Origin of the sequence: Serinicoccus sediminis, from assembly GCF_004153545.1 — a bacterium.
Lineage (GTDB): Bacteria > Actinomycetota > Actinomycetes > Actinomycetales > Dermatophilaceae > Ornithinicoccus > Ornithinicoccus sediminis_A.
In genome coordinates this window covers 496,490-520,342 of sequence record NZ_SDVA01000001.1, presented here as the reverse complement: position 1 = coordinate 520,342, position 23,853 = coordinate 496,490, and the positions used below count along the sequence as shown (strand labels likewise).

The window sequence follows — 23,853 nt, the reverse complement described above, 5'->3', positions numbered from 1 at the left end:
GCATACCGGAAGAGTGCGATGACCCACCACGACGATCTCGCCCCCGCCACCCGCGCCGTGGCGCTCGGGCGCCCCGAGCGGGTGCCGGGCGCGCCGGTCAGCACCCCAGTGACCTTCACCTCGACCTACGTCGCCGACGGGGAGGTCGCCTACGCGCGCACCTCGAACCCGACGTGGGAGGCGTTGGAGGAGGTGCTCGGCTCGCTCGAGGGCGGCTCGGCGCTGACCTTCGCCTCCGGGATGGGCGCCGTGGCGGCGGTGGTGGCGCTGGTGCCCGTCGGTGGGGTGGTGGTCGCGCCGCGGCACGTCTACAACGGCACCACCGGTCTGCTCGACGAGCGCGAGGCCGCGGGCGCGCTGTCCGTGCGGCGGGTCGAGGCGGAGGACGTCGACGCCATCGTCGAGGCGTGCGCCGGTGCCGACCTGCTGATGCTGGAGTCGCCCACCAACCCGATGATGGAGCTCACCGACGTGCCGGCCGTGGTGCGCGGGCTGCGGGAGAGGTATGCCGACGCCCGCCCGGTCGTCGCGGTCGACAACACCTTCGCGACGCCGCTGGCGCAGCAGCCGCTGGCCTGGGGCGCGGACGTCGTCGTCCACTCGGCGACGAAGTACCTCGCCGGGCACTCCGACGTGCTGCTCGGGGCGACCGTCGTCGCGGGCGCCCGGGCGGACCTGCGCGGGCGGCTGCACACCCACCGGACGCTGCACGGGGCGATACCGGGGCCCATGGAGGCGTGGCTGGTGCTGCGTGGCGTGCGCACCCTGCACCTGCGGTTGGAGCGGGCCCAGGCCAGTGCCCAGGTGCTGGCCGGTCGGCTCGCCGAGCACCCGGCCGTGAGGCGGGTGCGCTACCCGGGGTTCGGCGGGATGCTGTCCATCGAGGTGGCCGGGGGTGTCGAGGGAGCCGAAGGGGTGTGTGCGGCGACCCGGCTCTGGGCCCACTCGACCAGCCTGGGCGGGGTCGAGAGCCAGATCGAGCGCCGCCGTCGCCACCCGCTGGAGGTCGACACCGTCCCCGAGGACCTCGTCCGCCTGTCGGTGGGGGTCGAGGACGTCGAGGACCTCTGGGCCGATCTGCGCCAGGCGCTGGAGGGGGCGTCGGCCCAGGCCCAGGCGTAGTCCCGCACAGGACGCGTGCTCAGCGCCCACCGGACGCGTGCTCAGCCCGCACAGGACGCGTCCGCGTCCCTAGGATGAGGGGCATGACCCTCTTCGTGGTGCACTACACCTACTCCGACGACACCGCGGCGCGGGACGAGCACCGGCCCGCCCACCGGGAGTTCCTCGGCGGCCTGGCGCAGGAGGGGACCGCGCTGCTCACCGGGCCCTACGCCGACGTGGAGGAGGCTCCCGACGCCGCCATGCTGATCCTGCGCGGCGACAGCGCGGCCGAGCTGGCCGAGCTGCTGCGCGAGGACCCGTTCCAGCAGCAGGGTCTCGTGGAGCAGGTGGCCATCCGCGAGTGGACCCCCGTGCTCGGCGCGTGGTTCGACGGGGCGCTCGCCGGCGAGCTCTGAGGGAGGTCGTCCCGCCGACTCGCCCGGCGGCTCCGGCTCAGGTACGCATGTGCGCGGATGAGCCGCTGCGCCCCGGCGCGTCGTCAGGACGGGCCGTCACCCTCCTGGGGTGACGAAGGTCCCGGCGGAGCCGTCCACCAGCGCGGCCACCTCGTCCAGGCTCCCGATCGCGGCCGCCACCCGCGGTCGCGCCGACGCCGAGACCTCGACGAAGCGGCATACCGCCTCGACCTTCGGCCCCATCGACCCGGCCGGCAGGTCGAGGGCCCGCAGCTCCTCGGGGGTCGTGCGGCGGATCTCGCGCTGGTGGTCCGTGCCGAAACCCTCCAGCACCGCCGGCACGTCGGTGAGCACGAGCAGGCGGTCGGCTCCGAGCCGGTGCGCGAGCAGCGCCGCCGACAGGTCCTTGTCGATGACCGCCTCGACACCCTGCAGGTCCCCGGTGCCCGTGCGGACCACCGGCACCCCGCCCCCACCGGCGCAGATGACGATGACCGACTCGTCGAGCAGGTGGTCGATGAGCCGGGTCTCGATGATCTCGCGCGGCCGCGGCGAGGCGACGACCCGCCGCCAGTGCTGGCCGTCGGCCTTCACCTGCCACCCGTGCCGGTCGGCCAGCCCGCGCGCGGTCGCCTCGTCGTAGACCTCGCCGACGAACTTCGTGGGGTCGGCGAAGGCCGGGTCGTCGGCGTCCACCAGGGTCTGGTTGAGCACGGCCGCGAACTGCCGGTAGGGCCGCTCGTTGCCGATCGCCTGCAGGATCCAGTAGCCGATCAGCCCCTGCGTCATGGCCCCCAGCGCGTCGAAGGGGTAGGGCTGGCTCAGCCGCGCGTCGTCCGCGCTCTCCATCGCGAGGATGCCGACCTGCGGACCGTTGCCGTGCGTGATGACGACCTGGTGGTCGTCGGTGAGCGGGGCGAGGGCCCGCATCGCGCGGCGGATGTTGGCCACCTGCGCCGCGGCGTCCGGCACCTGCCCGCGCTGCAGCAGCGCGTTGCCCCCGAGGGCGACGACGATCCTCATGGGCGGAGTATGCCTGCCGCCCGGACGGTGATCGGCTGCGGCGCGCGGACCCGGGCCCGGTCGTGGGACGATGGTGCCGTGGACGCCTGGCAGTCCTTCCCGCTCGGCCTCGCACTCGTCTTCCTGTGGTGCGTGGCCATGCTGCGCGGCCAGGTGACGTACTGGGTCGCTCGCAGCGTGACCGAGCAGACCCTGCGGCACACCCGCCCGACCACGGGCTGGCGCGCCACCGTCCATCAGTGGCTGTCCAGCGACGCCCTCGACCGCGGCCGCGGCGCCGTCGAGCGCTGCGGCATCGGCGCGGTCCCCCTGTGCTACCTCACCGTCGGCCTGCAGACGATGGTGCTCGCCTCGGCGGGCGTGCTGCGGATGCGCTGGTGGCGCTTCACCCTCGCGCAGTCGGTGGGGGCGCTGGCCTGGGCGGCGATCTACGCGACCGTCGGCTTCGCCATCTGGGCGCTCGCCTTCGAGGCGGTGCTCGCGGGCGGCCCGTGGCTCGCCGCCGCCCTCGCGGTCGCGCTCACCCTGGTCGTGGCGCTCGGCCACCGCTGGTATGCCGTGCGCCGCCGCCGCGGGCCCGCGGCCGAGGAGGTCACGACTGCTCGCTCGCGGCCTGCCTCTGCTCCTCGATGATCTCGACCATCCGCTCGGCGGGGTAGGCGCCCTGCAGCACCTGGGTGTTGATGAGGAAGGTCGGGGTGGAGGACACGCCGATGGTCCGGGCCTCCTCGCCGTCCGCCTCCACCGCCGCGACGAGCTCGGGGTCGCTGAGGTCGGCCTCGAACTCCGCCAGGTCGGGCACACCGACCTCCTCGGCGATCTCGAGGATCTCCTGCTGCCCGTACTCCCCGTGACCGTCCGTGGACAGCGCGAAGACGGCGCTCTGGAACTCCTGCAGCCGGTCCTGCTCCGCCGCCGCGCGGCCGGCCACCGCCGCCAGCTGCGAGGTCTCGTCGAAGATGACGAAGTCGCGGAACTCGATGCGCAGCGTGCCGTCCTCGACCAGCGGCAGCAGCTCGGGCCGGATCTCGAGGTGGAACCGCGCGCAGTAGGGGCAGCGGTAGTCGGCGTACTCGATCATGACGACCGGTGCGTCGACGTCGCCCACGGCCATCGGGTCCTGCGGGTCCCGGCGCTGCAGGTCGAGCATCATCTGCGCGACCTCCGGCGGGGGAGTCTGCTCGGCCGCCCCCGGGTCGGCCGGTGGCGGCTCGGAGGCGGACCCGCCGTCGGTGGGGGTGGACCCCTGCTGCCCCGCGCCGTCCTGCCCCGCGCCGTCCTCCCCGACGTCGTCCTGGCCGGGGGCGGGCGTGGTGTCGGCACCGGCGGACGTCGACGGGGCGGAACTCTGCTGCCCGCCACCCCCGCCACCGACGGACAGCCAGGCGATGAAGGCCGCGGCCAGCGCGACGACCACGGCGGCCACGGCCCAGGCGACCGCGACGGTGCGGTCGGTCCCGGACGTCTGCGGGGTCGGCGTGCTCACCCGGTCAGCGTCGCACACGCTCCTGACGGTCCTGCGACGATGGTCGGGTGCGCGCCTTCATCGCCCTGCTGCCGCCCGACGAGGTGACCGAGGAGCTCGACCGGTTCCTCGAGCCGCGCCAGAACGCCCTCGCCCCCCGCCGGGACTGGCGCTGGACCCGCAGCGAGCAACGGCACCTGACCCTGGCGTTCCTGCCCGAGCTGGAGGAGTGGCGCGAGGAGGAGCTCATCGAGGCGGGGGCGGCCTGGGCCGGGCGGACCCACCCGCTGCGGCTCGCGCTGCGCGGGGCCGGCGCGTTCCCCGACCCCGGCGCCGCCCGGGTCCTGTGGGCCGGCGTCGAGGAGATGGAGGTGGGCACCCTCGCCGGCTGGGCGGGGGCGCTGAGGTCGCTCGCGAGCCGGTCCGGCACCCGCGTCGACGGCACCCGGTTCAGCGCCCACGTCACCCTCGCCCGGTCCGCCGGCCGCCCCCGGCCGGCGGGGCACCTGGTGCAGGCGCTGGACACGCTGCATACCTCCTCGTGGTCGGCGGACGAGGTCTGCCTCGTCCGCTCCGAGCTCGGGCTGGGCCCCGGCGGCACCCCCCGGTATGCCGTCCGCCACACCTGGTCCCTCGCCTGACCGCCCTCGGCGCCGCCCGGGACCGCGGGGTGAGCGTCTCGGCCGGCCGTGCCGAGGCTCACGGCTGCTGGGTCGCGCCGGACCGGTCGCCCGCGCCGGCCCCGTCGCCCGCCCCGTCGTCGATCTCCGGCAGCTCCAACGGCGGCAGGGTCGTGACGACCGCGTCGTCCGGCGGGGTGACCTCGACCTGGGTCGGGTCGGCCTCGGCGTCGTCGACGAGCTGCTCCACGGCCTGGACCTCGACCCCCTGGTCGGGCGAGCACGAGCGGTCCTGCGGCACCTGCGGCTGGATGCTCCGGCCGTTGATGAGGCTGACGTCGTCGAACTGCGGCCGACCGGACACGAGGTTGCGGTAGCTGTAGCGGGTGAGGCTGGCGATCGCGCAGTTCTCGCCGAAGGTGAGGATGTCGAAGCTGTAGGCGTGGCCCTCGAGCTCGCCCGCGGTCTCCGGGTCCTCCTCGGCCGCCTCCTGCGCCTGCTCGGTGAGCGGCGGAAGCCGGAACTGGTTGACGAGGCCGCCGCCGGTGAACGACCCGACCTGCAGGTGCTGGCCGCTGAGGTCAGGCAGGTGCATGTGCCCGTTGATCGTCACGGCCTCGGCGGTCACGCGGTCGGCGGCGTAGGGCTGGTGGGTGAGGACGATGTCGCTCTCCGGCAGCCCGCGGGTGGCCTCCCGGAAGCGTTCGGCGAGGGCGGCCTGGTCCCCGCCGTAGTCGTCGCTGCGCTGGTTGAAGTAGCGGCTGTCGTTGAAGCCGGTGATCGTGACGCCGTTGACGCTGATCTGCTGCAGCTCCCCCTCGGTCGGCTCGACGAGGAGCACGTTCGGCACCTGGTCCATCCGCTCCAGGACGCCCTCGTCGCGGGCGAAGGCGCCGTCGTGGTTGCCGCGCACGTAGATGTACGGCACGCCCAGGCTCTCGATGCCCTCGTAGATGCCGGTCAGGTCGCCCTCGTCCTCGCGTCCGAAGTTGAGCAGGTCGCCCGCGTCGATGACGGCGTCGATGTCCTGGGTCCGCACGATCTCCCGCATGAGGGGGTACTGGTTCATCCCGTGGATGTCGCTGACCAGCAGGAACCTCGCGGCGGTCTGGGTCTGCGTCGCGTCCGGGCTGAACTCCTCGCGCATCGCCGAGGACAGCGCCAGCAGGTTGGTGACGTAGACCGCGCCCTGGTCGGCCTTGCGGTCCAGCCCGGCGAGGATGTCGGTGTTCTGCTCGACGAGCGACAGCAGGCTGGTGGTGCGGAACTCGGCGACCCGGTCGGTGCGATAGGTCAGGTATGCCGCCGTGCCCGGCACGAGCATCGCCAGCACCGTCGCCACGGCCGAGGCGACGAGGCCGCGGGCCACGTGGGTGGGTCGGGCTGCGGCATACGCCAGCATGATGAGGGCGGTGGTGACCAGCGCGCCGGCGGCGAACTTCCACGCCAGCTCGGCGACGCCGTCGTCGATGGCGGCCCGTAGCTCCTCCGGGCTCGGCTCGAGGTCGGCGGTGCGCAGCTGCCCGCGGCGCAGCAGGTCGGTGACCTCCTCGCGCACCTGCACGCGCCCCTCCAGGCCGGGCGCGGGCAGCAGCCGGCGGTTGAAGGACACCTCCATGTCGCCGACGACGGTCGGGAGCAGGACGGTGGAGCTCAGCCCCGGCTCGATCGAGATGTCCGCGGCGAAGTAGCGGGTCTGCGTGTGCACCGGCCACAGCTGGGTGGCAGCGACCCCTCCGGTGTAGGCGACCACGAGCAGCAGGGCCACGACGGCGACGCGGCGCAGCCACGGGACCACGGCGGCGGTGCGCTGACGGATGCCCACCGGCCCGAGCCTAGCGACCGGCCCCCGGGGAGGCACCAGGGGTAACGTCGGCGGGCATGACCGAGCGCGTGGACGTCGTCGTCGTGGGTGCGGGCCTGGCCGGGCTCGTCGCGACCGCCGAGCTGGTGGCCGCCGGACGGCGCGTCGCCCTGGTCGACCAGGAGCCGCCCGAGCACCTGGGCGGTCAGGCCTGGTGGAGCTTCGGGGGTCTGTTCCTCGTCGACAGCCCCGAGCAGCGGCGGCTGCGGATCCGTGACTCCCTCGACCTGGCGTGGCAGGACTGGTGCGGCAGTGCCGGTTGGGACCGGCTCGGCGACGGGGGCCGTCCGGGCGACGAGCCCGCGTCCGGCGACGGGCACCCACCTGGCGAGGACGACTGGGGCCGCCGGTGGGCGCGGGCCTACGTCGAGTGGGCGGCCGGGGAGAAACGGGCTTGGTTGCGCGAGCGCGGGGTGCGCCTCTTCCCCGTCGTGGGGTGGGCCGAGCGCGGCGACGGCACGGCCGACGGCCACGGCAACTCGGTGCCGCGCTTCCACCTCACCTGGGGCACCGGGCCCGGCCTCGTCGAGCCGTTCGAGCGGGTGGTCCGCGACGGGGTGGCCGAGGGCCTCGTGGAGCTGCGCGGACGGCACCGGGTCACCGGGCTGGTCACCACCGACGGAGAGATCGCCGGGGTGCGCTGCGAGGTGCTCGCCGAGGACCCCGTCGACCGGGGTATGCCGTCCTCCCGCACGGTGGTGGGCGAGGCGGAGATCGAGGCGGGGGCGGTCGTCGTCACCAGCGGCGGCATCGGTGCCAACCACGAGCTCATCCGCCGGTACTGGCCCGAGCGGCTCGGCCCGCCGCCGCGGGAGGTCGTCACCGGGGTGCCGGCCCACGTCGACGGCTCCATGCTCGACCCGCTGGAGGCGGCCGGGGCGCGGCTGGTCAACCGCGACCGGATGTGGCACTACGTCGAGGGCATCGCCAACCACTCACCGGTGTGGCCGGGGCACGGCATCCGCATCCTGCCCGGTCCCAGCAGCCTCTGGCTGGACGCGACGGGTCGGCGGCTCCCCGCGCCATACCTGCCGGGGTTCGACACCCTCGGCACCCTGGCGCACCTGCGGCGCAGCCTGCCCGAGCACGACCACAGCTGGTTCGTGGCCAGCCGGACCGTGCTGGGCAAGGAGTACGCGCTGTCCGGCTCGGAGCAGAACCCGGACCTCACCGGGCGCTCGGTGCGGCAGGTGCTGGGCAGGGTGACGACCGACGTCCCCGCGCCGGTCCAGGCGTTCGTGGACCACGGGGCGGACGTCGTGGAGGCGGACACCGTCGAGGAGCTCGTCGCACGGATGAACGCGTTGACCGGCAGCGACCTGGTGGACGCGGCGCGGCTGCGCTCGCTGGTCGAGGCGCGGGACCGGGAGCTGGCCAACGGCTACGGCAAGGACGTCCAGACCGCGCTGGTGCGCGCCGCCCGCCGCTCCCTGGGCGACCGGCTCATCCGCACGGCGGCGCCGCACCGCTTCCTCGACCCGAGGCACGGCCCGCTCGTGGCCGTCCGGCTGCGGGTGCTGACGCGCAAGACCCTGGGCGGGGTGCAGACCGACCTGGCCTCCCGGGTGCTCGACGCGGACGGCGCCCCGGTGCCGGGCCTGTATGCCGCGGGCGAGGTCGCGGGGTTCGGCGGCGGTGGGGTGCACGGCTACCGGTCGTTGGAGGGGACCTTCCTCGGCGGGTGCCTCTTCACCGGGCGGGCTGCCGGGCGGGCCGCTGCCGACGCGACCCGCTGACCTGCTCGTCGCGGGTGCGTCCAGGACCGAGCCCCCCGGGGTCCACTGGGGCGGGCGCGTTCTGGACAGAGGATGCTGGGCCCCGCTCCCCAGAAACCTCTGTCCAGAACGGCGGGTCGGGGCCGGTGTGGTTGGCTGGCCGGATGGACCTCTCCACCCTGCGCCGGAAGGCGGGCACGGCCGCGCTCGTCGGCTTCCGCGTCACGCCCGGGCCGCTCAAGCGCCTCGTCGTGCGGACCGTGGCGCCCAGCTTCACCGTCGGCGCGGTGTGCGTCATCCAGCACGGCGACGAGCTGCTCGTGCTGTGGCAGCCGCACCGGCGGGGGTGGAGCCTGCCCGGCGGGCTGCTCGGCAGGGGTGAGGAGCCCGCCGACGCGGTGCGGCGCGAGGTGGCCGAGGAGGTCGGGCTCGACATCGACCCCGGCGACCCGGTGACCGTGCGCGTCGACGCCCTGGAGCAAGGGGTCGACGTGGTCTTCCGGGTCGTCCTGGAGGAGCGCCCCGACCTCGAGCTCGCGACCGAGGCCCGCAAGGCCCGGTGGACCCGCCGGGGCGAGCTGGGGGCGGCCGACCGGGACACCCGGGGCATCCTGGCCGCCCTGGACCGGGCGGGTGAGCCGGCCCGACCGGGCCGGCTGCTCGACGGGCCGCAGTAGGCCTGGCGACGGCGGGCGGTCACGCTCGCCCTGAACGGTGGGCAGGAACGGCCACCGTGCACAGGTTCCGATTCCGTGCACAGGCTGCATACCCGTGCACAGGTGGCACGTCCGTGGACAGCCTGCAGACCCGTGGGCAGGTCAGGGCCCGGTATGCCCGGCCCGCTCGATGGTGCCCGGCTCAGCCGACGGTGAGCAGGATCTTGCCGATGTGCTGGCTGGCCTCCATCTCGCGGTGCGCGGCGGCGGCCTCCTCCAGCGGGTGGCGCGACTGGATCAGCGGGCGCACCCGGCCTTCGGCGACCCAGGGCCACACGTGCTCGCGGACGGCCGCGACGATCGCCGCCTTGCCCTCGAGCGACCGGGAGCGCAGCGAGGTCGCCTGGACCCGGCCGCGCTTGGCGAGCAGCGCCCCGAGGTCGAGCTCCCCGGTGCGTCCGCCGAGCAGGCCGATGACGACGAGCCGGCCGTCCCGGGCGAGGGCGCGGACGTTGTCGGGGAGATACTTCGCCCCCACCACGTCGAGGATGACGTCGGCGCCCCGGCCGTCGGTGGCCTCCTCGACCTCCTCGACGAAGTCCTGCTCGCGGTAGTTGACCAGGATGTCGGCCCCCAGCTCGCGGCAGGCCGCCAGCTTGTCCGCCGACCCGGCGGTGACCGCCACGCGGGCGCCGAGGGCCTTCGCCACCTGGATCGCCATGGTGCCGATGCCGCTGGAGCCGCCGTGCAGCAGCACGGTCTCGCCCTCGGCGAGCCCCGCCTCCATGACCAGGTTGCTCCAGACCGTGCACGCCACCTCGGGCAGCGCGGCGGCGTCCTCGAGCGGTATGCCGTCAGGCACGGGCAGCAGCTGACCCACGGGGACGGCGACGGTCTCGGCATACCCGCCGCCGGCGAGCAGGGCGCACACCTCGTCGCCGACCGACCACCCCGCGTCCTCGGTGCCCTCACCCAGCGCGCTGATCCGGCCGCTGACCTCCAGGCCGGGCAGCTCGGAGGCGCCGGACGGGGGCGGGTAGGCGCCCTTGCGCTGCATGACGTCCGCACGGTTGACGCCCGCGGCGACGACGTCGACGAGCACCTCGCCCTCGCCGGCCGTCGGGGTGGGCACGTCGGCGGGGACCAGGGCGTCGGCCGCACCGGGCTCGGGGATGGTGATCGCTCGCATGTGCCCAACGTAACGGGCGGTGCGCAGCGCCGGGGGGCGGGCCGCGCGGCACCTCAGAGGGTGACGACCCACTCGGCGTAGAACAGCCCCAGCCCGGCGGCGACGCAGATGCCGGCGATGATCCAGAAGCGGATGACGATGGTGATCTCGGCCCAGCCCAGCAGCTCGAAGTGGTGGTGCAGCGGCGCCATCCGGAAGACCCGGCGCCCGGTCAGCTTGAAGCTGATGACCTGGATGATGACCGAGGCCGTGATGACGACGAAGAGCCCGCCGAGGACCACCAGGAGCAGCTGGGTGTGGGTGAGGATCGCCAGGCCGGCCAGGGCGGCGCCGAGCGAGAGCGAGCCGGTGTCGCCCATGATGATGGCGGCGGGGGAGGCGTTCCACCACAGGAATCCGGCGCAGGCCCCCGAGATCGCGGCGGCGACCACGGCCAGGTCGAGCGCGTTGCCGATGGAGTAGCAGTTGGCCCCCGGGGCGATGCCGCAGCTCTGGTTGTGCTGCCACATGGCGATGACGACGTAGGCGCCGAAGACCATGGTCGAGGCGCCGGTGGCGAGGCCGTCGAGGCCGTCGGTGATGTTCACCCCGTTGGACGCGCCGGTGATGAGCAGGTTGGACCACAGCAGGAAGAGGAGCAGCCCGACCACCGGGCCGGCGAAGGCCAGGTCGAGCGGGGTGTCCCGGACGAAGGAGATGGCGGTCGAGGCCGGGGACCGGCCCTCCTCGTCCTCGACGAGCAGCGCCGCCAGCGCGAAGACGACCGTCACGAGGGTCTGGCCGACCAGCTTCTGCCCCGAGGTGAGGCCGAGGCTGCGCTCCTTGCGGATCTTGGTGTAGTCGTCGAAGAAGCCGATGACGCCGAGGCCGGTGAGCAGGAAGAGCACGAGCAGGGCGTTGACCGAGACGGGCGTGGCGCTGACGTCCAGCAGCCCGGTGACGTCGAGCAGCAGGACGCCACCGTGGGACCCGAAGTAGCCGAGCAGGGCCGCCCCGATGATGACCGCGCCGCCCATCGTGGGCTTGCCGCGCTTGACGTGGTGGTGGGTCAGGTCGTCGCGGATGAACTGGCCGTAGCGGCGGCGGACGAGGAAGCGGATGAACAGCGGCGTGCACAGCAGCGCGAGCAGCATCGCGAGCCCGCCGGCGAGCATGACGTTGACCATCGAGTCCCTTCCTGCCCGCTCGCGCCGGCCCGGTCGGGCCGTGGGCGACCCAGCCGGACCACTGTAGACGGCCGCGCACCACCCGGACGGGCAGCGCGCGGGTGCGCCGCCGGCCCGCGCACCACCCGGACCGGGCGCGCGGGCGCCGCCCGCCGCTAGCCGATGAGGATGCCGGCGATGGCGGCGCTCATGAGGTTGGCCAGCGTGGCCGCGAGGATGGCGCGGATGCCCAGCTGGGCGATCTCCCGACGACGGTCCTTGATGAGGCCGCCCAGGCCGCCGAGCAGGATGCCGAGCGAGCCGAGGTTGGCGAACCCGGTGAGGGCGAAGGTGACGATCGCGGCGGTCTTCGGGCTGAACTCGTCGATGACCGGCGCGAAGTTGGAGAAGGCCACGAACTCGTTGACGACGACCTTCTGCCCGACGAAGCTGCCGGCGCTGGTCGCCTCGCCCCACGGCACCCCGATGACGGTCATCAGCGGCGCGAAGACGTAGCCGAGGATCTGCTCGAAGGTGATGTCGGGCTGCCCGAACCACCCGCCGACCGTGCCGATGAGCAGGTTGACCAACGCGATGAGGGAGATGAACGCCAGCAGCATGGCACCGATGTTGAGCGCGAGCTTGAGGCCGTCCGCGGCGCCCGAGGCGGCGGCGTCGATGACGTTGCGGTACTCCATACCCTCGAGCTCGTCGTCGTCCTCGTCACCGCCCCGCGTCGCGCCCTCGTCGCCCGGCTCGTCCGCGCCGGCCGCCTCGCCCTCCTCCTCCGGAGGCACGTCGTCGACCTCCTCCGGCAGCACGAGCTTGGCCATGAGCAGCGCGCCGGGTGCCGCCATGAACGAGGCGGCGATGAGGTATTCCAGCGGCGCGCCGAGCAGCGAGTAGCCGACGAGCACCGAGCCGGCCACCGTCGACAGGCCGCCCACCATGACCGCGAAGAGCCCGGACGTCGTGAGACCGCGCAGGTAGGGGCGGATGACCAGCGGCGCCTCGGTCTGCCCGACGAAGATGTTGGCCGCGGCGTTGACCGACTCCGCCTTGCGGGTGCCGAGCGCCCAGCCGAGCGCCGAGCCGAGGCGTTCGACGACGAACTGCAGGATCTTGAAGTGGTAGAGCACCGCGGTCAGCGAGGCGAAGAAGATGATGACCGGCAGCACCTGGAAGGCGAAGACCGAGCCGGCGTCCTCGCCCTGCGGCAGCACCGGCCCGAAGAGGAACTCGATGCCGGCGTTGGCGGAGTTGATGATCGCCTGGACGCCCAGCGACACCTGCTCCAGCGCGCGCTGCCCCCACGACCAGTAGAGGACGAGGACGCCGAAGACGACCTGGATGGTCAGCGCCGCGAGCACGGTGCGCCAGCGCACCGCCCGTCGGTTCGTCGAGAGCAGCAGGGCCAGCCCGATGAGGGCTGCCATGCCGCCGATGCCCCAGAGCACATCCATGCTGGACCTCCCGGTATGCGTCGTCGCAGGTGTGCGGCGACGGTACCGCGTGGGGCGGGGTCGGGTGGCGGGGGTGGGTAGGGTGGGCCCACGACCAGTCGACGTGAGGGGAGCGGTCGTGGAGCCCAGCGAGCAGCAGCAGGCGGTCCGCGCGGTCGCGCAGCGCTTCGTCGAGATCGCGCCCGCCGGGTGGGTTCGGCTCGTCGGCAACTGGGAGGCGACCCGGGTCGACGGTCGGGTGAACCTCAACTACGTGACGCTCGGCGTCGTGGACCTGCAGGATCGGTGGGGGGTCGGCCAGTTCGACTTCGACGAGCGGCTCTACGACCTGGTGGTCGAGCTGCACGAGGCGATGGCGGCCGACGGTGACCGGTGGACGGTGCTGGACCTGGAAGTCGACGCCGACGGGGCCTTCCGCACCAGCTTCGGCTACGGTCAGCCCAAGCGCAGCCTCGGGATCGAGGACGAGGAGTCGATGGGGCGGTTCCAGGACTACCTCGCGACGTGGGTCGCCGAGCACGGCGAGCGCCCGCAGCGCTGAGCAGGGATCAGACAGGACGAGGGGGAGGGCGATGGCCGGGGACGACGAGGTCACGATGGTGCCCAACCCCTACAGGTCGGCGCTGGAGGAGGCACGGAGCCGGTCGGTCGACCCGGCCGGTGACATCGAGGAGGCGCTGGCACAGGTCGACCGGGCCATGTCGGCAGGGTGCTGGGTGAGCACGACCGCCGACGACTTCGGCGCGGCGCTGGCGGAGCACCAGCGGACCCTGGGCCGGGTGCGCGACGACGTCATCCAGGAGTTCGACGACGCCATCTCGGGACAGCCCGAACGGGTGGAGTCCACCGCCTGGCAGACCCGGTGGCAGAGGCTGGCGGGGACGCGCTGATGGCCACCTGCTCGATCCACATACCGGGCTTCACCGACCTCGTCGCCGGTATGGAGAGGGTGCGCTCCGACCTGCCGGTGGACCGGTCCGTCGTGTCCGGGCGGCTGAGCGGGGTCATGCTCGGCACCGGGTCGCTCTCCCGCGTCGACGGGGTGCTCGGCTGGGCCGACGGTGAGATCCGGGGGCTGCACCGGCGGTTGGCCCTGGCCCAGCAGCTCGAGGCCTCGACCCCGGGCGTGCAGATGTATGCGCAGTTCGACGAGGACGACCTGTCCACCAAGAGCCAGGCGCAGGTCGAGGCGGACGCGCAGCGGGTCGCCGACTACCTCGAGGAGGGCGGGCAGGTCCCGCAGGAGATCCTCGACCTGCTGGCCGAGGGCAGCACCGACCCCTACTTCGCCCAGGCGCTGGCCGCGCGCGTGGACCTGGAGGACCTGTCGAACACCATCCTCGGTGCCGGCTACCCGCCGCAGAACACCATGTACGACCCCGACTACCAGCAGGACCTGGAGGCCTGGCGGCAGGACTACGACGCGCTCCTCGACGGTCTGGGGCGGACGATGGGTCTGGCCTCGCGCGGCACCGGCGACGTGGCCCCGCCGCGGGGCTGGGGCCAGCAGTGGATCGACGCCATCACGAGCACCGAGCCACCCGGCCAGGCCTCGCGGCTGGCGGCGGTCGTCTCGCGTGGCCGGTGGTCGACCGACGTCACCGTCGGGCTGACGCAGGCGCTCCACGACTACGAGACCGGGGACGAGGGCTACAAGGGCATGTGGTCCCAGAGCTCCTACCCCATGGGGAGCTACCTCGGGGCCCGGCTGCCGGACGGCACCGAGGCCTACGACCCGCTGGCGCTGGTGCTGGAGGCGGTGGCGAGGGACCCCGAGGCGGGGATGCGGATCTTCCAGGAGTCGGGCACCACGACCGTGGAGGTCGACGGGGAGGACCAGGAGGTGAGCGCCTTCATGGACTACCTCATCTCGCAGCGGCGGTGGCCGGTCGACGACGGTGCGGCCGCCGGCGCCATGATCCTCGCGGCCGCCACGCCCTACGAGGGCGGTTCGGTCTACTCGGCCGAGGTGGCCGACGACGCCTACTGGGCGAGCGAGGCCTTCAAGCAGGAGGTCGCCTCGCGCGGCGAGGACGACCCCTGGTGGTCCTCGGCCGGGCACATCGTGCTGGACACCCTGGGCCTCATCCCCGGGATCGGGGAGCTCGCCGACCTCGCCAACGGCGTCTGGTACTTCGCCGAGGGCAATGTCGTCGACGGGTCGCTGTCGATGGTGGCGCTGGTCCCGCTCGGCGGTCAGGCCGCCACCGGCGCGAAGTGGGGGCGGAAGGTCCTCACGGGTGCGGCGGCCGAGGCCGTCCTGAAGAACCTCGACAACGTGCCGCTGAACCAGATGGACGAGTCGGTGCAGCTGCTCGCCAAGGCCGACAACGTCGAGCCGGGCGTCTTCCGCTTCGACACCATGGACGACTTCAACCGGGCGGCGAACAACCCCCACCCCGACGTGCGCTACGAGTACGAGGGGATGTCCTGGCGCACCGATGTCGAGGGCAGGCCGATCGAGGTCGGCGGAGAACTCACGCTCAACCCTGTCGGCCGCAACGACCCCAGCCTGCAGACCGACATCGGCAAGGGCCCGGACGCCAAGGACACTGACGTGGGCTTCCACCTCATCGCCGACTCGCTCGGGGGCCCGACCAACCGCCTCAACGTCCTGCCCGGCAACGGCAAGCCGATCGACGACGGGCTGGCCAACCTCAACCAGGGGCAGTACGCACGGATGGAGAAGCGTCTGCGCGATGCTCTCAAGGATGGCCGGTCTGTGAGTATCGAGATCAAGCCGCAGTACGGGAGGGCGGGGGATCGACGACCGACGCGCTTCGACGTGTCCGCGTGGATCGATGGTCAACTGGTGGAGTTCGATCCTTTCATCAACAAGTAGGAGGCGCGGTGCAAGACGACGGTGCGCTCGAGGCCGTCCTCGGCCAGATCACCCGCGGTCTGGTCCAGGACCACCCAGGATGGATCCGTGCGGTCCTGTGGATCGGCCGGCTGACCCAGGAGGATGGATCACTGGCGCCGCACAACATCCGCCTCAACCGGGTGCTGACCTGGAACGCTGAGGAGGACCAGGTCTGTGCCGAATACGGTCGGACGGGGCCTGTGTTCGACGCCATCACGGAGCTCTACCGGCTGGTCGGTGAGCAGCCGTGGACTCAGGTCAGGATGGTGGAGGACCGCGACGGAGAGCGATCGTTCACGCTGATCACGGACGAACCCGCTCGTCCAGAAGAGGGATCGGCCACGGATCCCTACTGGCAGCAGGTCCACCACTATCTGGACCTCAACCGTGAGCAGGTCGATGCGCTCGTGGATCGACTCCGCAGCAGCGGCGACCTTCCTGGCGAGAAGAAGAAGTCGGGCCGAGGGGTGTTCAGCTACTTCCGCCCGGGTACGTGACCAGGGCCCACGAGAGCGCGTTCAGATGAGCGACTCGGAGTAGCTGGGCGGTCAGCCCACCGGGGAACGCCCCCGGTCACGGTGACCGAGCCGCGCGGACAGCTCGGCGGCGGTCTGGCGCACCAGCTGCACGACCGCCTCGAGCTGCACGTCCGGCTCCACCGGGTAGGTGACGGCGACCCCCGCGACCGGGTGGCCGGCGTGGTCGAGCACCGCTGAGGCGACCGACGCCAGACCGGGCGTCACGAGGCCGTCCTCGACGGCATACCCCCGGGAGCGGGTGGCGGAGAGCTCGCGCCGCAGCTCGACGAGCGAGCGTGGGCCGCTGCCGTGGCGCTGCACGAAGGACTCGCGGGAGGGGAAGAGCGCGCGCGCCTGGGCCTCCGGGAGGGAGGCGAGGATGGCCAGGCCGCTCGCGGTCAGGGTGGCCGGCAGCCGCACCCCGACGTCGGAGACGAGCGAGGGCCGGCCGGCGACCCGCTCCTCGATGACGTAGAGGACGTCCGGGCCGTGCAGCACCGCGAGATGGGCGTTGTGCCCCGACGCGTCGGCGAGCCGGGTCAGCCGGGGCCGGGCCAGACGCTGCAGCGGCGCCTGCCGGGTGTAGGCCGAGCCCAGCTCGTAGGCGGCGACCCCGAGACCGTAGCGGCGCTCCTCGGGCAGGTGCACCGCATACCCCTGCTCGACGAGGACCGTGAGCAGGTGGTAGGTCGTGGACCGCGGCAGCCCGAGCTCGCGCGCGATGGTCGCCGCCGCGACCGGCGTCGCGTGCCGGGCCAGCAGGGTGAGGATGGCCAGGGCGTGCCCGGCGGCGGGGGCGTTGCCGGTGGCCATGACCCCGAGGGTAGGCGCCTACCCGTCCTCGCTCGCGCTCACGCCTGCCCGGGGGCCCAGATGCGGTCGAGGTAGTCGCGCATGGAGCGGTCGGAGGAGAAGAAGCCGCACCGGGCGACGTTGAGGATGGTCGAGCGGCTCCACCCCTCGGGGTCGGCGTAGGCGCGCTCGACGCGGTCCTGCGCCCCGAGGTAGGCGTCGAAGCCGGCCAGCGCCATGAACGGGTCGTGGTTGAGGAGGTTGTCGAGCACCGCCGACACCGCACCGGGGCTGCCGTCGGTGAAGTGTCCGCTGCCGATGAGGTCGATGGTCGCCTTGAGCACCGGGTCCTGGTCGTAGTAGGCGCTGGGCACGTAGCCGCGCTGACGCAGCTGCTCGACCTCCGGCTCGGTCATGCCGAAGAGGAAGAAGTGGTCCTCGCCGACCAGGTCGAGGATCTCGACGTTGGCGCCGTCCAGGGTGCCGATCGTCAGGGCCCCGTTGAGGGCGAACTTCATGTTGCCGGTGCCCGAGGCCTCCTTGCCGGCCAGCGAGATCTGCTCGGACAGGTCGGCCGCGGGGATGACCTTCTCGGCGAGGGTGACGTTGTAGTTGGCCGGGAAGAGCACCTGCAGCCGGCCGTCCATCACCGGGTCGGTGTTGACCTTCGCGGCGACCGCGTTGATGAGGTAGATGATCTCCTTGGCCATGTGGTAGCCGGGCGCGGCCTTGGCGCCGAAGAGCACGGTGCGGGGGGTGACCTGCTCGACCGGGGTGCGCCCGGACAGGACGCCCTCGTAGACCGACACGACGTGCAGCAGCTTGAGGGTCTGCCGCTTGTACTCGTGCAGCCGCTTGACCATGACGTCGAGCAGGTGGTCCTGGCGCAGCTCGACCCCGTCGCGCACCCGCAGCAGGTCACCGAGGCGCGCCTTGTTGGCGGCCTTGACCTCCCGGAACCGCTGCCGGAACTCGGGGTCGTCGGCATAGGGCTCGAGCTCGCGCAGCCGGTCCAGGTCGGTCACCCAGCCGTCGCCGATGGTGTCGGTGATGAGCGAGGAGAGCTTGCGGTTGGCCAGCCGCAGGAAGCGGCGCGGGGTGATGCCGTTGGTGACGTTGGTGAACTTCTCCGGCCACATGGCGTTGAAGTCGGGCAGCACGTCGTCCCGCAGCAGCTGGCTGTGCAGCTCGGCGACCCCGTTGACCTTGGCGCCGGCCACCGTGGCGAGGTAGGCCATGCGCACGGCCCGCTGCGGCTGCTCGGCGATGATCGACATCCGGCGGATGCGGCCCTCGTCGCCGGGGAAGGCCTCGCGCACCTCGAGCAGGAACTCCTCGTTGATGCGGTAGATGATCTCCAGGTGGCGCGGCAGCAGCCGGCCGAGCAGCTCGACCGGCCACACCTCGAGCGCCTCCGGGAGCAGGGTGTGGCAGGTGTAGGCGAAGCACTGGCGGGTGATGCCCCACGCCTCGTCCCAGTCGAAGCCCTTCTCGTCGACGAGGATGCGCATGAGCTCGGGCACCGCGATGACCGGGTGGGTGTCGTTGAGCTGGAAGATGATCCGCTCCGGCAGCCGGTGCAGGTCGAAGTCCCGGGGCAGGGTGTTCTCGATGAAGTCGCGCAGCGAGCAGGCCACGAAGAAGTACTGCTGCTGCAGCCGCAGCTCCTTGCCCTGCGGGGTGGAGTCGTCGGGGTAGAGCACCTTGGAGATGTTCTCCGCGAAGATCTCGGCCCGCGAGGCCTGTGCGTAGTCGCCGCGGTTGAAGGTCTGCAGGTCGAAGGCCTGGTTGGCCTCCGAGCTCCACAGCCGCAGGGTGTTGACGACGCCGTTGCGGAAGCCCGGGACCATGTAGTGGTAGGGGACACCGCGGACCTGCCAGGCCGGGGTCCAGCGGGTGCGCTCCCGGCCCTGCTGGTCGGTATACGTCTCCGTCCGGCCGGCGAAGCCGACCTGGACGGCGCGCTCGGGGTGGGGGAACTCCCACGGGCTGCCGAGGCGCAGCCAGCTGTCCGGCTCCTCCACCTGCCGGTGGTCGACGAAGGTCTGCCGGAAGATGCCGTACTCGTAGCGGATGCCGTAGCCGATGCAGGCGACGTCCATGGTGGCGAGGGAGTCGACGAAGCACGCGGCGAGGCGCCCGAGGCCGCCGTTGCCGAGGCCGGGCTCCACCTCCTGCCCGCGGACCGCTGCCATGTCGATGCCGCACCGCTCCATCGCCTGGTCGGCGATGTCCTGGAGGTCGCTGGCCAGCAGGTTGTTGCCGAGCTGGCGCCCGAGGAGGTACTCCGCGGAGAGGTAGCCGACGACCTTGGTCTCCTCCTTGCGGCGGCGGTGGCCGGTCTCCAGCCAGGAGGCCATGAGGTAGGAGCGCACGGTCCGGGCCAGCGCGAGGTACTGGTCGTTGATCGTCGACTGCGACAGCTTGACGCCCTGGCCGAAGTTCAGCTGGTCGAGGAACTCCCGCACGAAGCCGTCGACGGTGGCCGGCGGGGACGTCACCGGGCCGGTCGCGAGCTCGTGCGTGGCCTCGAAGCTGGGGCCGCGCCGGTTGGCGTCGGCGGACGGGCTCTCGTCGGTGATCACAGGCTGTGGGTGCGTGGAGGTCACGAGTCGTAAGGGTAGGGCCTCGGTGGTTCCCGGGCATACCTCACGTCAAGCGCGTGTTGGCAGCGAGAACCGTCAGGACCGCACCCGACCACGGAGGAGAACACCCGTGACCACCGCTGACCGCTCCACCCCCGCCCGCGAGGTCCGCCTCGTCTCCCGACCGCACGGCTGGCCCGAGCCGTCCGACTTCGAGCTCGCGACCAGCGAGCTGCCCGAGCTCGCCGACGGGCAGCTCCGGGTGCGCAACGAGCTGATCTCCGTCGACCCCTACATGCGGGGCCGGATGAACGACACCCGCTCCTACGTCGCCCCCTTCGAGCTGGGTCGCGCGATGGAGGGGGGCGCCGTGGGGGTCGTCGAGGAGTCCCGCGCCGAGGGGTATGCCGTGGGGGACCACGTCCTGCACCAGCTCGGCTGGCGCGAGGAGGCGGTCGTGGACGCCGGCTCCGCACGGGCCGTCGACACCGACGCGGCACCCGCCTCGGCCTACCTCGGTGTGCTGGGGATGACCGGGCTCACCGCCTACGCCGGGCTGGTCCGGGTGGCCCAGCTGCGCGAGGGCGACGTCGTCTTCGTCTCCGGTGCCGCCGGCGCCGTCGGGAGCGTGGCCGGCCAGGTCGCCAAGGCCCTCGGCGCCTCTCGCGTCATCGGGAGTGCCGGGTCGCAGGAGAAGGTCGACCACCTCGTCGACGAGCTCGGCTTCGACGCCGCCTTCAACTACAAGGACGGCGACGTCGCCGCCCAGCTCGCCGAGCACGCGCCCGACGGGATCGACGTCTACTTCGACAACGTCGGCGGCGACCACCTCGAGGCCGCGATCGGTGCCCTGCGCCAGGGCGGGCGCATCGCCATCTGCGGCGCGATCTCCGGCTACAACGACACCGAGCCGGCCCCGGGCCCGCGCAACCTGGCGCGGCTCATCCAGGTGCGGGGCACGATGACCGGCTTCCTGGTCGCCGACCACCAGGACCTGGCGGGGGAGTTCGCCGGGCAGGCCGCCGGGTGGCTGTCCTCGGGGCAGCTGCGCTCCCGCGAGACGGTCGTCGAGGGCATCGAGAACGCGGTCGACGCCTTCCTGGGCCTGCTGCGCGGGGACAACACCGGCAGGATGCTCGTCCGGGTCTGAACCCGGGCGGCGGCTGGCGCCGTCGGCGGGCCGTCGCGACGGGCTCTCAGGGAAGCCGTCGGGCGGCCCGTCCGGCCGCCGCGGGCACCAGCACCTCGAAGCGCTCGAGGACCACGAGGGTGTCGTCGTCGACCGGCTCGCCGTGCGGTGCGGTGGCGGCGAACGCGTCCCGGTGCACGGCCCGCCACTCCTCGAGGCTGCGGTCGCCCTCGCCCTCCAGGCGGGCGTGCTCCTCGGGGACGTCGGCGAAGCGGCACACCTCGACGTCGGTGATCCGGACCAGCGCCCGCGGCTGACCCGCCCCGTCGAGGATGATCGACAGCAGGCCGGGCTCGGGCAGGGCCAGGTCGAGGCCGACGCCGGTGCGGGTCAGCGTGTCGCCGGGGGCGTCGTCGGCGGGCTCGGCCCCCCGCTGCCGCGCCTCCTCCTCGTAGTCCCGGTAGGCGCTCGCGGTCGCGGTCTTGCGGCCCTCGAGCACCAGGTCGAGGAGGCGGTCCGCGGTGGCCGGGTCGTCCTCGTCGCCGAAGCTCCACGCCGGCGGTGGGAGGGTGTCGCTCACCTGGCCCCCGGCATACACCTCGATGCGGTTGAGCTTGCCGCGGATGCGCGCGTCGGCCCAGAAGGCCGCGATCGCGCGGTCGCGCAAGCTCTGGTCCTGCCCGGTCGGTGTCGGCTCGTCCACACCGCCCACCCTAGGCTCTGCCGGTGTGAGGCCCTTCCTGCTGCTCGGCACGCGCGCCGAGGACGACGCCGCCGACGACGAGTACGCGGGCTTCCTGCGCTACGCCGGGTTGCAGGAGAGCGAGCTGCACCGGGTCCGCGTCGAGGCGGCCCCATTGCCGCCCGTCGACCTCACGGCCTACAGCGGGATCATCCTGGGTGGCAGCCCGTTCAACGCCTCCGACGAGCGCAAGGGCGAGGTGCAGCAGCGGGTCGAGCGGGATCTGGCCGCCCTGGCCCGCCGCGTCGTCGAGGCGGACGTGCCGTTCCTCGGCGCGTGCTACGGGATCGGGCTGCTCGGCCTGGCCCTGGGCGGGACCGTCGACCGCCGGTTCGGCGAGGCGCCCGCCGCGGTGGAGATCTCGCTCACCGAGCAGGGCCGGTCCGACCCGCTGCTCGCCGGTGTGCCGGACCCGTTCCACGCGATCGTCGGGCACAAGGAGGCGTGCGCCGTGCTGCCGCCCGGTGCGGTGCTGCTCGCGTCGTCGGCGGGCTGCCCCACGCAGATGTTCCGGATGGGGCGCCACGTCTACGCCACGCAGTTCCACCCCGAGCTGGACGCGGAGTCGCTCGAGCGACGGCTGCACATCTACGCCGGTCACGGCTACTGCGAGCCCGAGGAGGTCGCGCCCATCGTGGCCCAGGCCGAGTCGGTCGACCTCGCCCACGTGCGCAGCCTGCTGCCGGCCTTCGTCGAGCGCTTCGGCCGCCCTGCCCCGGCCTGAGCAGAGAAAGGTCCTCGACGCAGGGCTGCGCCGCCCCGCCTCGACCTGAGCAGAGAAACGTGCTCGACGCAGGGGCTGCAGCACCCGAGTAGGGCACTCTTCGTTGCTCAGGTTCTCGAGGGCGGGGCACGGCCGCCGCGTCTGGGATGCGAGACAGGACTGCGGCCGAACCCGGTGACGCCGGGCCCGTCGCAGCGCTCCAATGGTCTGCATGAGCCGCCTTCCCGAACCCGACAGCCCCACCGAGGTGGTCGTCGGCGTCGGCCCGCTGAGCCACGCCGAGGTCGTCGCCGTGGCCCGCCACGGCGCCCGCGTCACCCTGTCCGCGGAGGCTGTCGACGGCATCACCGCGACCCGCCGCATCATCGAGGACCTCGCCGGCGACAGCCGGCCGCACTACGGCATCTCCACCGGCTTCGGGGCCCTCGCCACCACGAGCATCCCGCCGCACAAGCGCGCCCAGCTGCAGCGCAGCCTGGTCCGCAGCCACGCCGCGGGCTCCGGCCCGGAGGTCGAGCGCGAGGTGACCCGCGCCCTCATGCTGCTGCGGCTGTCCACGCTGGCCACCGGCCGCACCGGGGTGCGCCTCGAGACCGCCCAGGCGTATGCCGCGCTCCTGGATGCCGGCATCACCCCCGTCGTCCGCGAGCACGGCTCGCTCGGCTGCTCCGGCGACCTGGCTCCGCTCGCCCACTGCGCGCTCGCCGTGATGGGCGAGGGTCAGGTGCGGGTCGGTGCGGCCGCCGGCGCCGACCACGCCACCTGGACGCAGACGCCGCAGGAGCTGCTGCCGGCGGGCGAGGCCCTCGCCCGCGCGGGCATCGCGCCGGTCGAGCTCGCCGAGAAGGAGGGGCTGGCCCTCATCAACGGCACCGACGGCATGCTCGGCATGCTCGTCCTCGCCCTGCACGACCTTGGCACCCTGCTCACCAGCGCCGACGTCGCCGCCGCCATGAGCGTCGAGGGCCAGCTCGGGACCGACGACGTCTTCGCCGCCGACCTGCAGGCGCTGCGCCCCCACCCCGGCCAGGCCCGGTCCGCCGAGAACCTGCGAGCCCTGCTGCGCGACAGCGCGATCCGCGAGTCGCACCGCACCGAGGGGTGCACCCGGGTGCAGGACGCCTACTCCCTGCGCTGCTCCCCGCAGGTGCACGGCTCGGCCCGCGACACCTGCGGGTACGCCCGCACCGTCGCCGACCGTGAGCTCGCCGCCGCCGTCGACAACCCGGTCGTCACCCTCGACGGCCGGGTCGAGTCCAACGGCAACTTCCACGGCGCCCCCGTGGCCCACGTGCTGGACTTCCTGGCCGTCGTGGCCGCCGACGTCGCCGGCATCAGCGAGCGGCGCACCGACCGCTTCCTCGACGTCGCGCGCAACCACGGGCTGCCGCCCTTCCTCGCCGACGACCCCGGCACCGACAGCGGGCAGATGATCGCGCAGTACACCCAGGCCGCGGTCGTCAGCGAGCTCAAGCGGCTGGCGGTCCCGGCGAGCGTGGACTCCATACCGTCCTCGGCCATGCAGGAGGACCACGTGAGCATGGGGTGGGGCGCGGCGCGCCAGCTGCGCCGCGCCGTCGACGGGCTCACCCGCGTCGTCGCCATCGAGGTGCTCACCGCCGCGCGCGCCCTCGACCTGCGCGCCCCGCTCACCCCCGCGCCCGCCACCGCCGCCGTCGTGGCACTGCTGCGGGAGTCCGGCGTCGAGGGCCCCGGCCCCGACCGCTACCTCAGCCCGGAGATCGAGACCGTCGTCGACCTGGTGGCCGACGGCCGCGTCCGCGCCGCCGCCGAGCGGGTCACCGGGCTGCTCACCTGACGGCATACCCCGCACACACGT

General features: G+C 73.1%; 22 protein-coding genes. 13 read left to right on the top strand and 9 right to left on the bottom strand.

What is annotated here, in order from left to right; all coding sequences use genetic code 11:
• Nucleotides 1-18 precede the first annotated feature (18 nt).
• Together EUS26_RS02360 and EUS26_RS02355 are read left to right on the top strand one after the other, a co-directional pair.
• On the top strand, nucleotides 19-1,122 hold the full coding sequence (locus EUS26_RS02360; RefSeq protein ID WP_130011548.1) for a trans-sulfuration enzyme family protein: 1,104 nt from the start codon (nucleotides 19-21) through the stop codon (nucleotides 1,120-1,122).
• Between the two features lie 83 nt (nucleotides 1,123-1,205).
• Nucleotides 1,206-1,520, top strand: coding sequence for a YciI family protein (locus EUS26_RS02355; protein ID WP_130011547.1), 315 nt, complete (start codon nucleotides 1,206-1,208; stop codon nucleotides 1,518-1,520).
• 96 nt (nucleotides 1,521-1,616) lie between these two features.
• Here the strand turns inward: EUS26_RS02355 and EUS26_RS02350 are convergent, their stop codons facing one another.
• A complete protein-coding gene (locus EUS26_RS02350) occupies nucleotides 1,617-2,543 on the bottom strand; it encodes a carbamate kinase (protein WP_130011546.1) in 927 nt (308 codons plus the stop codon).
• Nucleotides 2,544-2,621: 78 nt separating this feature from the next.
• Between EUS26_RS02350 and EUS26_RS02345 the strand changes: the two genes are divergently transcribed.
• The gene (locus EUS26_RS02345; RefSeq protein WP_165368472.1) at nucleotides 2,622-3,176 is read left to right on the top strand and encodes a DedA family protein; all 555 of its coding nucleotides are present in this window, start codon (nucleotides 2,622-2,624) and stop codon (nucleotides 3,174-3,176) included.
• On the opposite strand, the gene EUS26_RS02340 is transcribed toward EUS26_RS02345, so the two are convergent.
• The gene (locus tag EUS26_RS02340; RefSeq protein ID WP_130011544.1) at nucleotides 3,136-4,029 is read right to left on the bottom strand and encodes a DsbA family protein; all 894 of its coding nucleotides are present in this window, start codon (nucleotides 4,027-4,029) and stop codon (nucleotides 3,136-3,138) included. The two genes, EUS26_RS02345 and EUS26_RS02340, sit on opposite strands and share 41 nt — an antisense overlap.
• A gap of 47 nt (nucleotides 4,030-4,076) precedes the next feature.
• Between EUS26_RS02340 and thpR the strand changes: the two genes are divergently transcribed.
• Entirely contained in the window at nucleotides 4,077-4,649 is a 573-nt protein-coding gene (thpR, locus tag EUS26_RS02335; protein ID WP_130011543.1) for an RNA 2',3'-cyclic phosphodiesterase, read from the top strand.
• Between the two features lie 58 nt (nucleotides 4,650-4,707).
• Here thpR and EUS26_RS02330 read toward each other — a convergent pair whose 3' ends face one another.
• Nucleotides 4,708-6,453 (bottom strand): metallophosphoesterase family protein, encoded by a 1,746-nt coding sequence (locus EUS26_RS02330; protein ID WP_130011542.1) that lies wholly within the window; start codon nucleotides 6,451-6,453, stop codon nucleotides 4,708-4,710.
• A 56-nt stretch (nucleotides 6,454-6,509) separates the two neighbouring features.
• Between EUS26_RS02330 and EUS26_RS02325 the strand changes: the two genes are divergently transcribed.
• Both EUS26_RS02325 and EUS26_RS02320 read left to right on the top strand, forming a co-directional pair.
• Nucleotides 6,510-8,228, top strand: a complete 1,719-nt coding sequence (locus EUS26_RS02325; RefSeq protein ID WP_130011541.1) for an FAD-binding dehydrogenase — start codon at nucleotides 6,510-6,512, stop codon at nucleotides 8,226-8,228.
• 143 nt (nucleotides 8,229-8,371) lie between these two features.
• Nucleotides 8,372-8,884, top strand: a complete 513-nt coding sequence (locus tag EUS26_RS02320; RefSeq protein ID WP_130011540.1) for an NUDIX hydrolase — start codon at nucleotides 8,372-8,374, stop codon at nucleotides 8,882-8,884.
• Nucleotides 8,885-9,065: 181 nt separating this feature from the next.
• Here EUS26_RS02320 and EUS26_RS02315 read toward each other — a convergent pair whose 3' ends face one another.
• The 3 genes from EUS26_RS02315 to EUS26_RS02305 all read right to left on the bottom strand — a co-directional run bounded on the left by EUS26_RS02315 (nucleotide 9,066) and on the right by EUS26_RS02305 (nucleotide 12,660).
• On the bottom strand, nucleotides 9,066-10,052 hold the full coding sequence (locus EUS26_RS02315) for an NAD(P)H-quinone oxidoreductase (RefSeq protein WP_130011539.1): 987 nt from the start codon (nucleotides 10,050-10,052) through the stop codon (nucleotides 9,066-9,068).
• A 53-nt stretch (nucleotides 10,053-10,105) separates the two neighbouring features.
• Nucleotides 10,106-11,218 carry a phospho-N-acetylmuramoyl-pentapeptide-transferase gene (gene mraY, locus EUS26_RS02310; protein ID WP_130011538.1) on the bottom strand — a complete coding sequence of 371 codons (1,113 nt, stop codon included), beginning with the start codon at nucleotides 11,216-11,218 and terminating at the stop codon, nucleotides 10,106-10,108.
• Between the two features lie 155 nt (nucleotides 11,219-11,373).
• Nucleotides 11,374-12,660 (bottom strand): NupC/NupG family nucleoside CNT transporter, encoded by a 1,287-nt coding sequence (locus tag EUS26_RS02305; protein WP_130011537.1) that lies wholly within the window; start codon nucleotides 12,658-12,660, stop codon nucleotides 11,374-11,376.
• A 118-nt stretch (nucleotides 12,661-12,778) separates the two neighbouring features.
• Here EUS26_RS02305 and EUS26_RS02300 point away from each other — a divergent pair, with 118 nt between their 5' ends.
• Genes EUS26_RS02300 through EUS26_RS02285 form a run of 4 tightly spaced genes read left to right on the top strand, consistent with a single transcriptional unit; the run spans nucleotide 12,779 to nucleotide 16,020 of the window.
• Nucleotides 12,779-13,201 carry a hypothetical protein gene (locus EUS26_RS02300; RefSeq protein WP_130011536.1) on the top strand — a complete coding sequence of 141 codons (423 nt, stop codon included), beginning with the start codon at nucleotides 12,779-12,781 and terminating at the stop codon, nucleotides 13,199-13,201.
• Nucleotides 13,202-13,232: 31 nt separating this feature from the next.
• Nucleotides 13,233-13,550, top strand: coding sequence for a hypothetical protein (locus EUS26_RS02295; protein WP_130011535.1), 318 nt, complete (start codon nucleotides 13,233-13,235; stop codon nucleotides 13,548-13,550).
• The gene (locus EUS26_RS02290; protein ID WP_238148771.1) at nucleotides 13,523-15,502 is read left to right on the top strand and encodes a DNA/RNA non-specific endonuclease; all 1,980 of its coding nucleotides are present in this window, start codon (nucleotides 13,523-13,525) and stop codon (nucleotides 15,500-15,502) included. The genes EUS26_RS02295 and EUS26_RS02290 overlap by 28 nt, the downstream gene beginning before the upstream one ends.
• Before the next feature lie 8 nt (nucleotides 15,503-15,510).
• On the top strand, nucleotides 15,511-16,020 hold the full coding sequence (locus EUS26_RS02285; RefSeq protein ID WP_130011533.1) for a hypothetical protein: 510 nt from the start codon (nucleotides 15,511-15,513) through the stop codon (nucleotides 16,018-16,020).
• 51 nt (nucleotides 16,021-16,071) lie between these two features.
• Here the strand turns inward: EUS26_RS02285 and EUS26_RS02280 are convergent, their stop codons facing one another.
• Nucleotides 16,072-16,854 (bottom strand): IclR family transcriptional regulator, encoded by a 783-nt coding sequence (locus EUS26_RS02280; protein ID WP_130011532.1) that lies wholly within the window; start codon nucleotides 16,852-16,854, stop codon nucleotides 16,072-16,074.
• Nucleotides 16,855-16,892: 38 nt separating this feature from the next.
• Nucleotides 16,893-19,442: a glycogen/starch/alpha-glucan phosphorylase gene (locus tag EUS26_RS02275; protein ID WP_130011531.1), complete on the bottom strand. Its 2,550-nt coding sequence runs from the start codon at nucleotides 19,440-19,442 to the stop codon at nucleotides 16,893-16,895.
• A 106-nt stretch (nucleotides 19,443-19,548) separates the two neighbouring features.
• On the opposite strand from EUS26_RS02275, the gene EUS26_RS02270 reads away from it, so the two are divergent.
• Nucleotides 19,549-20,568, top strand: a complete 1,020-nt coding sequence (locus EUS26_RS02270) for an NADP-dependent oxidoreductase (RefSeq protein WP_130011530.1) — start codon at nucleotides 19,549-19,551, stop codon at nucleotides 20,566-20,568.
• Between the two features lie 46 nt (nucleotides 20,569-20,614).
• Here EUS26_RS02270 and EUS26_RS02265 read toward each other — a convergent pair whose 3' ends face one another.
• Entirely contained in the window at nucleotides 20,615-21,250 is a 636-nt protein-coding gene (locus EUS26_RS02265; RefSeq protein WP_238148770.1) for an ASCH domain-containing protein, read from the bottom strand.
• Between the two features lie 25 nt (nucleotides 21,251-21,275).
• Between EUS26_RS02265 and EUS26_RS02260 the strand changes: the two genes are divergently transcribed.
• On the top strand, nucleotides 21,276-22,013 hold the full coding sequence (locus EUS26_RS02260) for a glutamine amidotransferase (RefSeq protein WP_130011529.1): 738 nt from the start codon (nucleotides 21,276-21,278) through the stop codon (nucleotides 22,011-22,013).
• Nucleotides 22,014-22,224: 211 nt separating this feature from the next.
• Nucleotides 22,225-23,832, top strand: coding sequence for a histidine ammonia-lyase (gene hutH / locus EUS26_RS02255; RefSeq protein ID WP_130011528.1), 1,608 nt, complete (start codon nucleotides 22,225-22,227; stop codon nucleotides 23,830-23,832).
• Nucleotides 23,833-23,853: the final 21 nt, after the last annotated feature.

Excerpts from the sequence above, each read along its gene's own strand:
- hutH (WP_130011528.1), top strand. The coding sequence starts at position 22,225 with ATGAGCCGCCTTCCCGAACCCGACAGCCCCACCGAGGTGGTCGTCGGC.
- EUS26_RS02350 (WP_130011546.1), bottom strand. The coding sequence starts at position 2,543 with ATGAGGATCGTCGTCGCCCTCGGGGGCAACGCGCTGCTGCAGCGCGGG.
- EUS26_RS02305 (WP_130011537.1), bottom strand. The coding sequence starts at position 12,660 with ATGGATGTGCTCTGGGGCATCGGCGGCATGGCAGCCCTCATCGGGCTG.
- mraY (WP_130011538.1), bottom strand. The coding sequence starts at position 11,218 with ATGGTCAACGTCATGCTCGCCGGCGGGCTCGCGATGCTGCTCGCGCTG.
- EUS26_RS02320 (WP_130011540.1), top strand. The coding sequence starts at position 8,372 with ATGGACCTCTCCACCCTGCGCCGGAAGGCGGGCACGGCCGCGCTCGTC.
- EUS26_RS02325 (WP_130011541.1), top strand. The coding sequence starts at position 6,510 with ATGACCGAGCGCGTGGACGTCGTCGTCGTGGGTGCGGGCCTGGCCGGG.
- EUS26_RS02360 (WP_130011548.1), top strand. The coding sequence starts at position 19 with ATGACCCACCACGACGATCTCGCCCCCGCCACCCGCGCCGTGGCGCTC.
- EUS26_RS02295 (WP_130011535.1), top strand. The coding sequence starts at position 13,233 with ATGGCCGGGGACGACGAGGTCACGATGGTGCCCAACCCCTACAGGTCG.
- EUS26_RS02355 (WP_130011547.1), top strand. The coding sequence starts at position 1,206 with ATGACCCTCTTCGTGGTGCACTACACCTACTCCGACGACACCGCGGCG.
- EUS26_RS02315 (WP_130011539.1), bottom strand. The coding sequence starts at position 10,052 with ATGCGAGCGATCACCATCCCCGAGCCCGGTGCGGCCGACGCCCTGGTC.
- EUS26_RS02280 (WP_130011532.1), bottom strand. The coding sequence starts at position 16,854 with ATGGCCACCGGCAACGCCCCCGCCGCCGGGCACGCCCTGGCCATCCTC.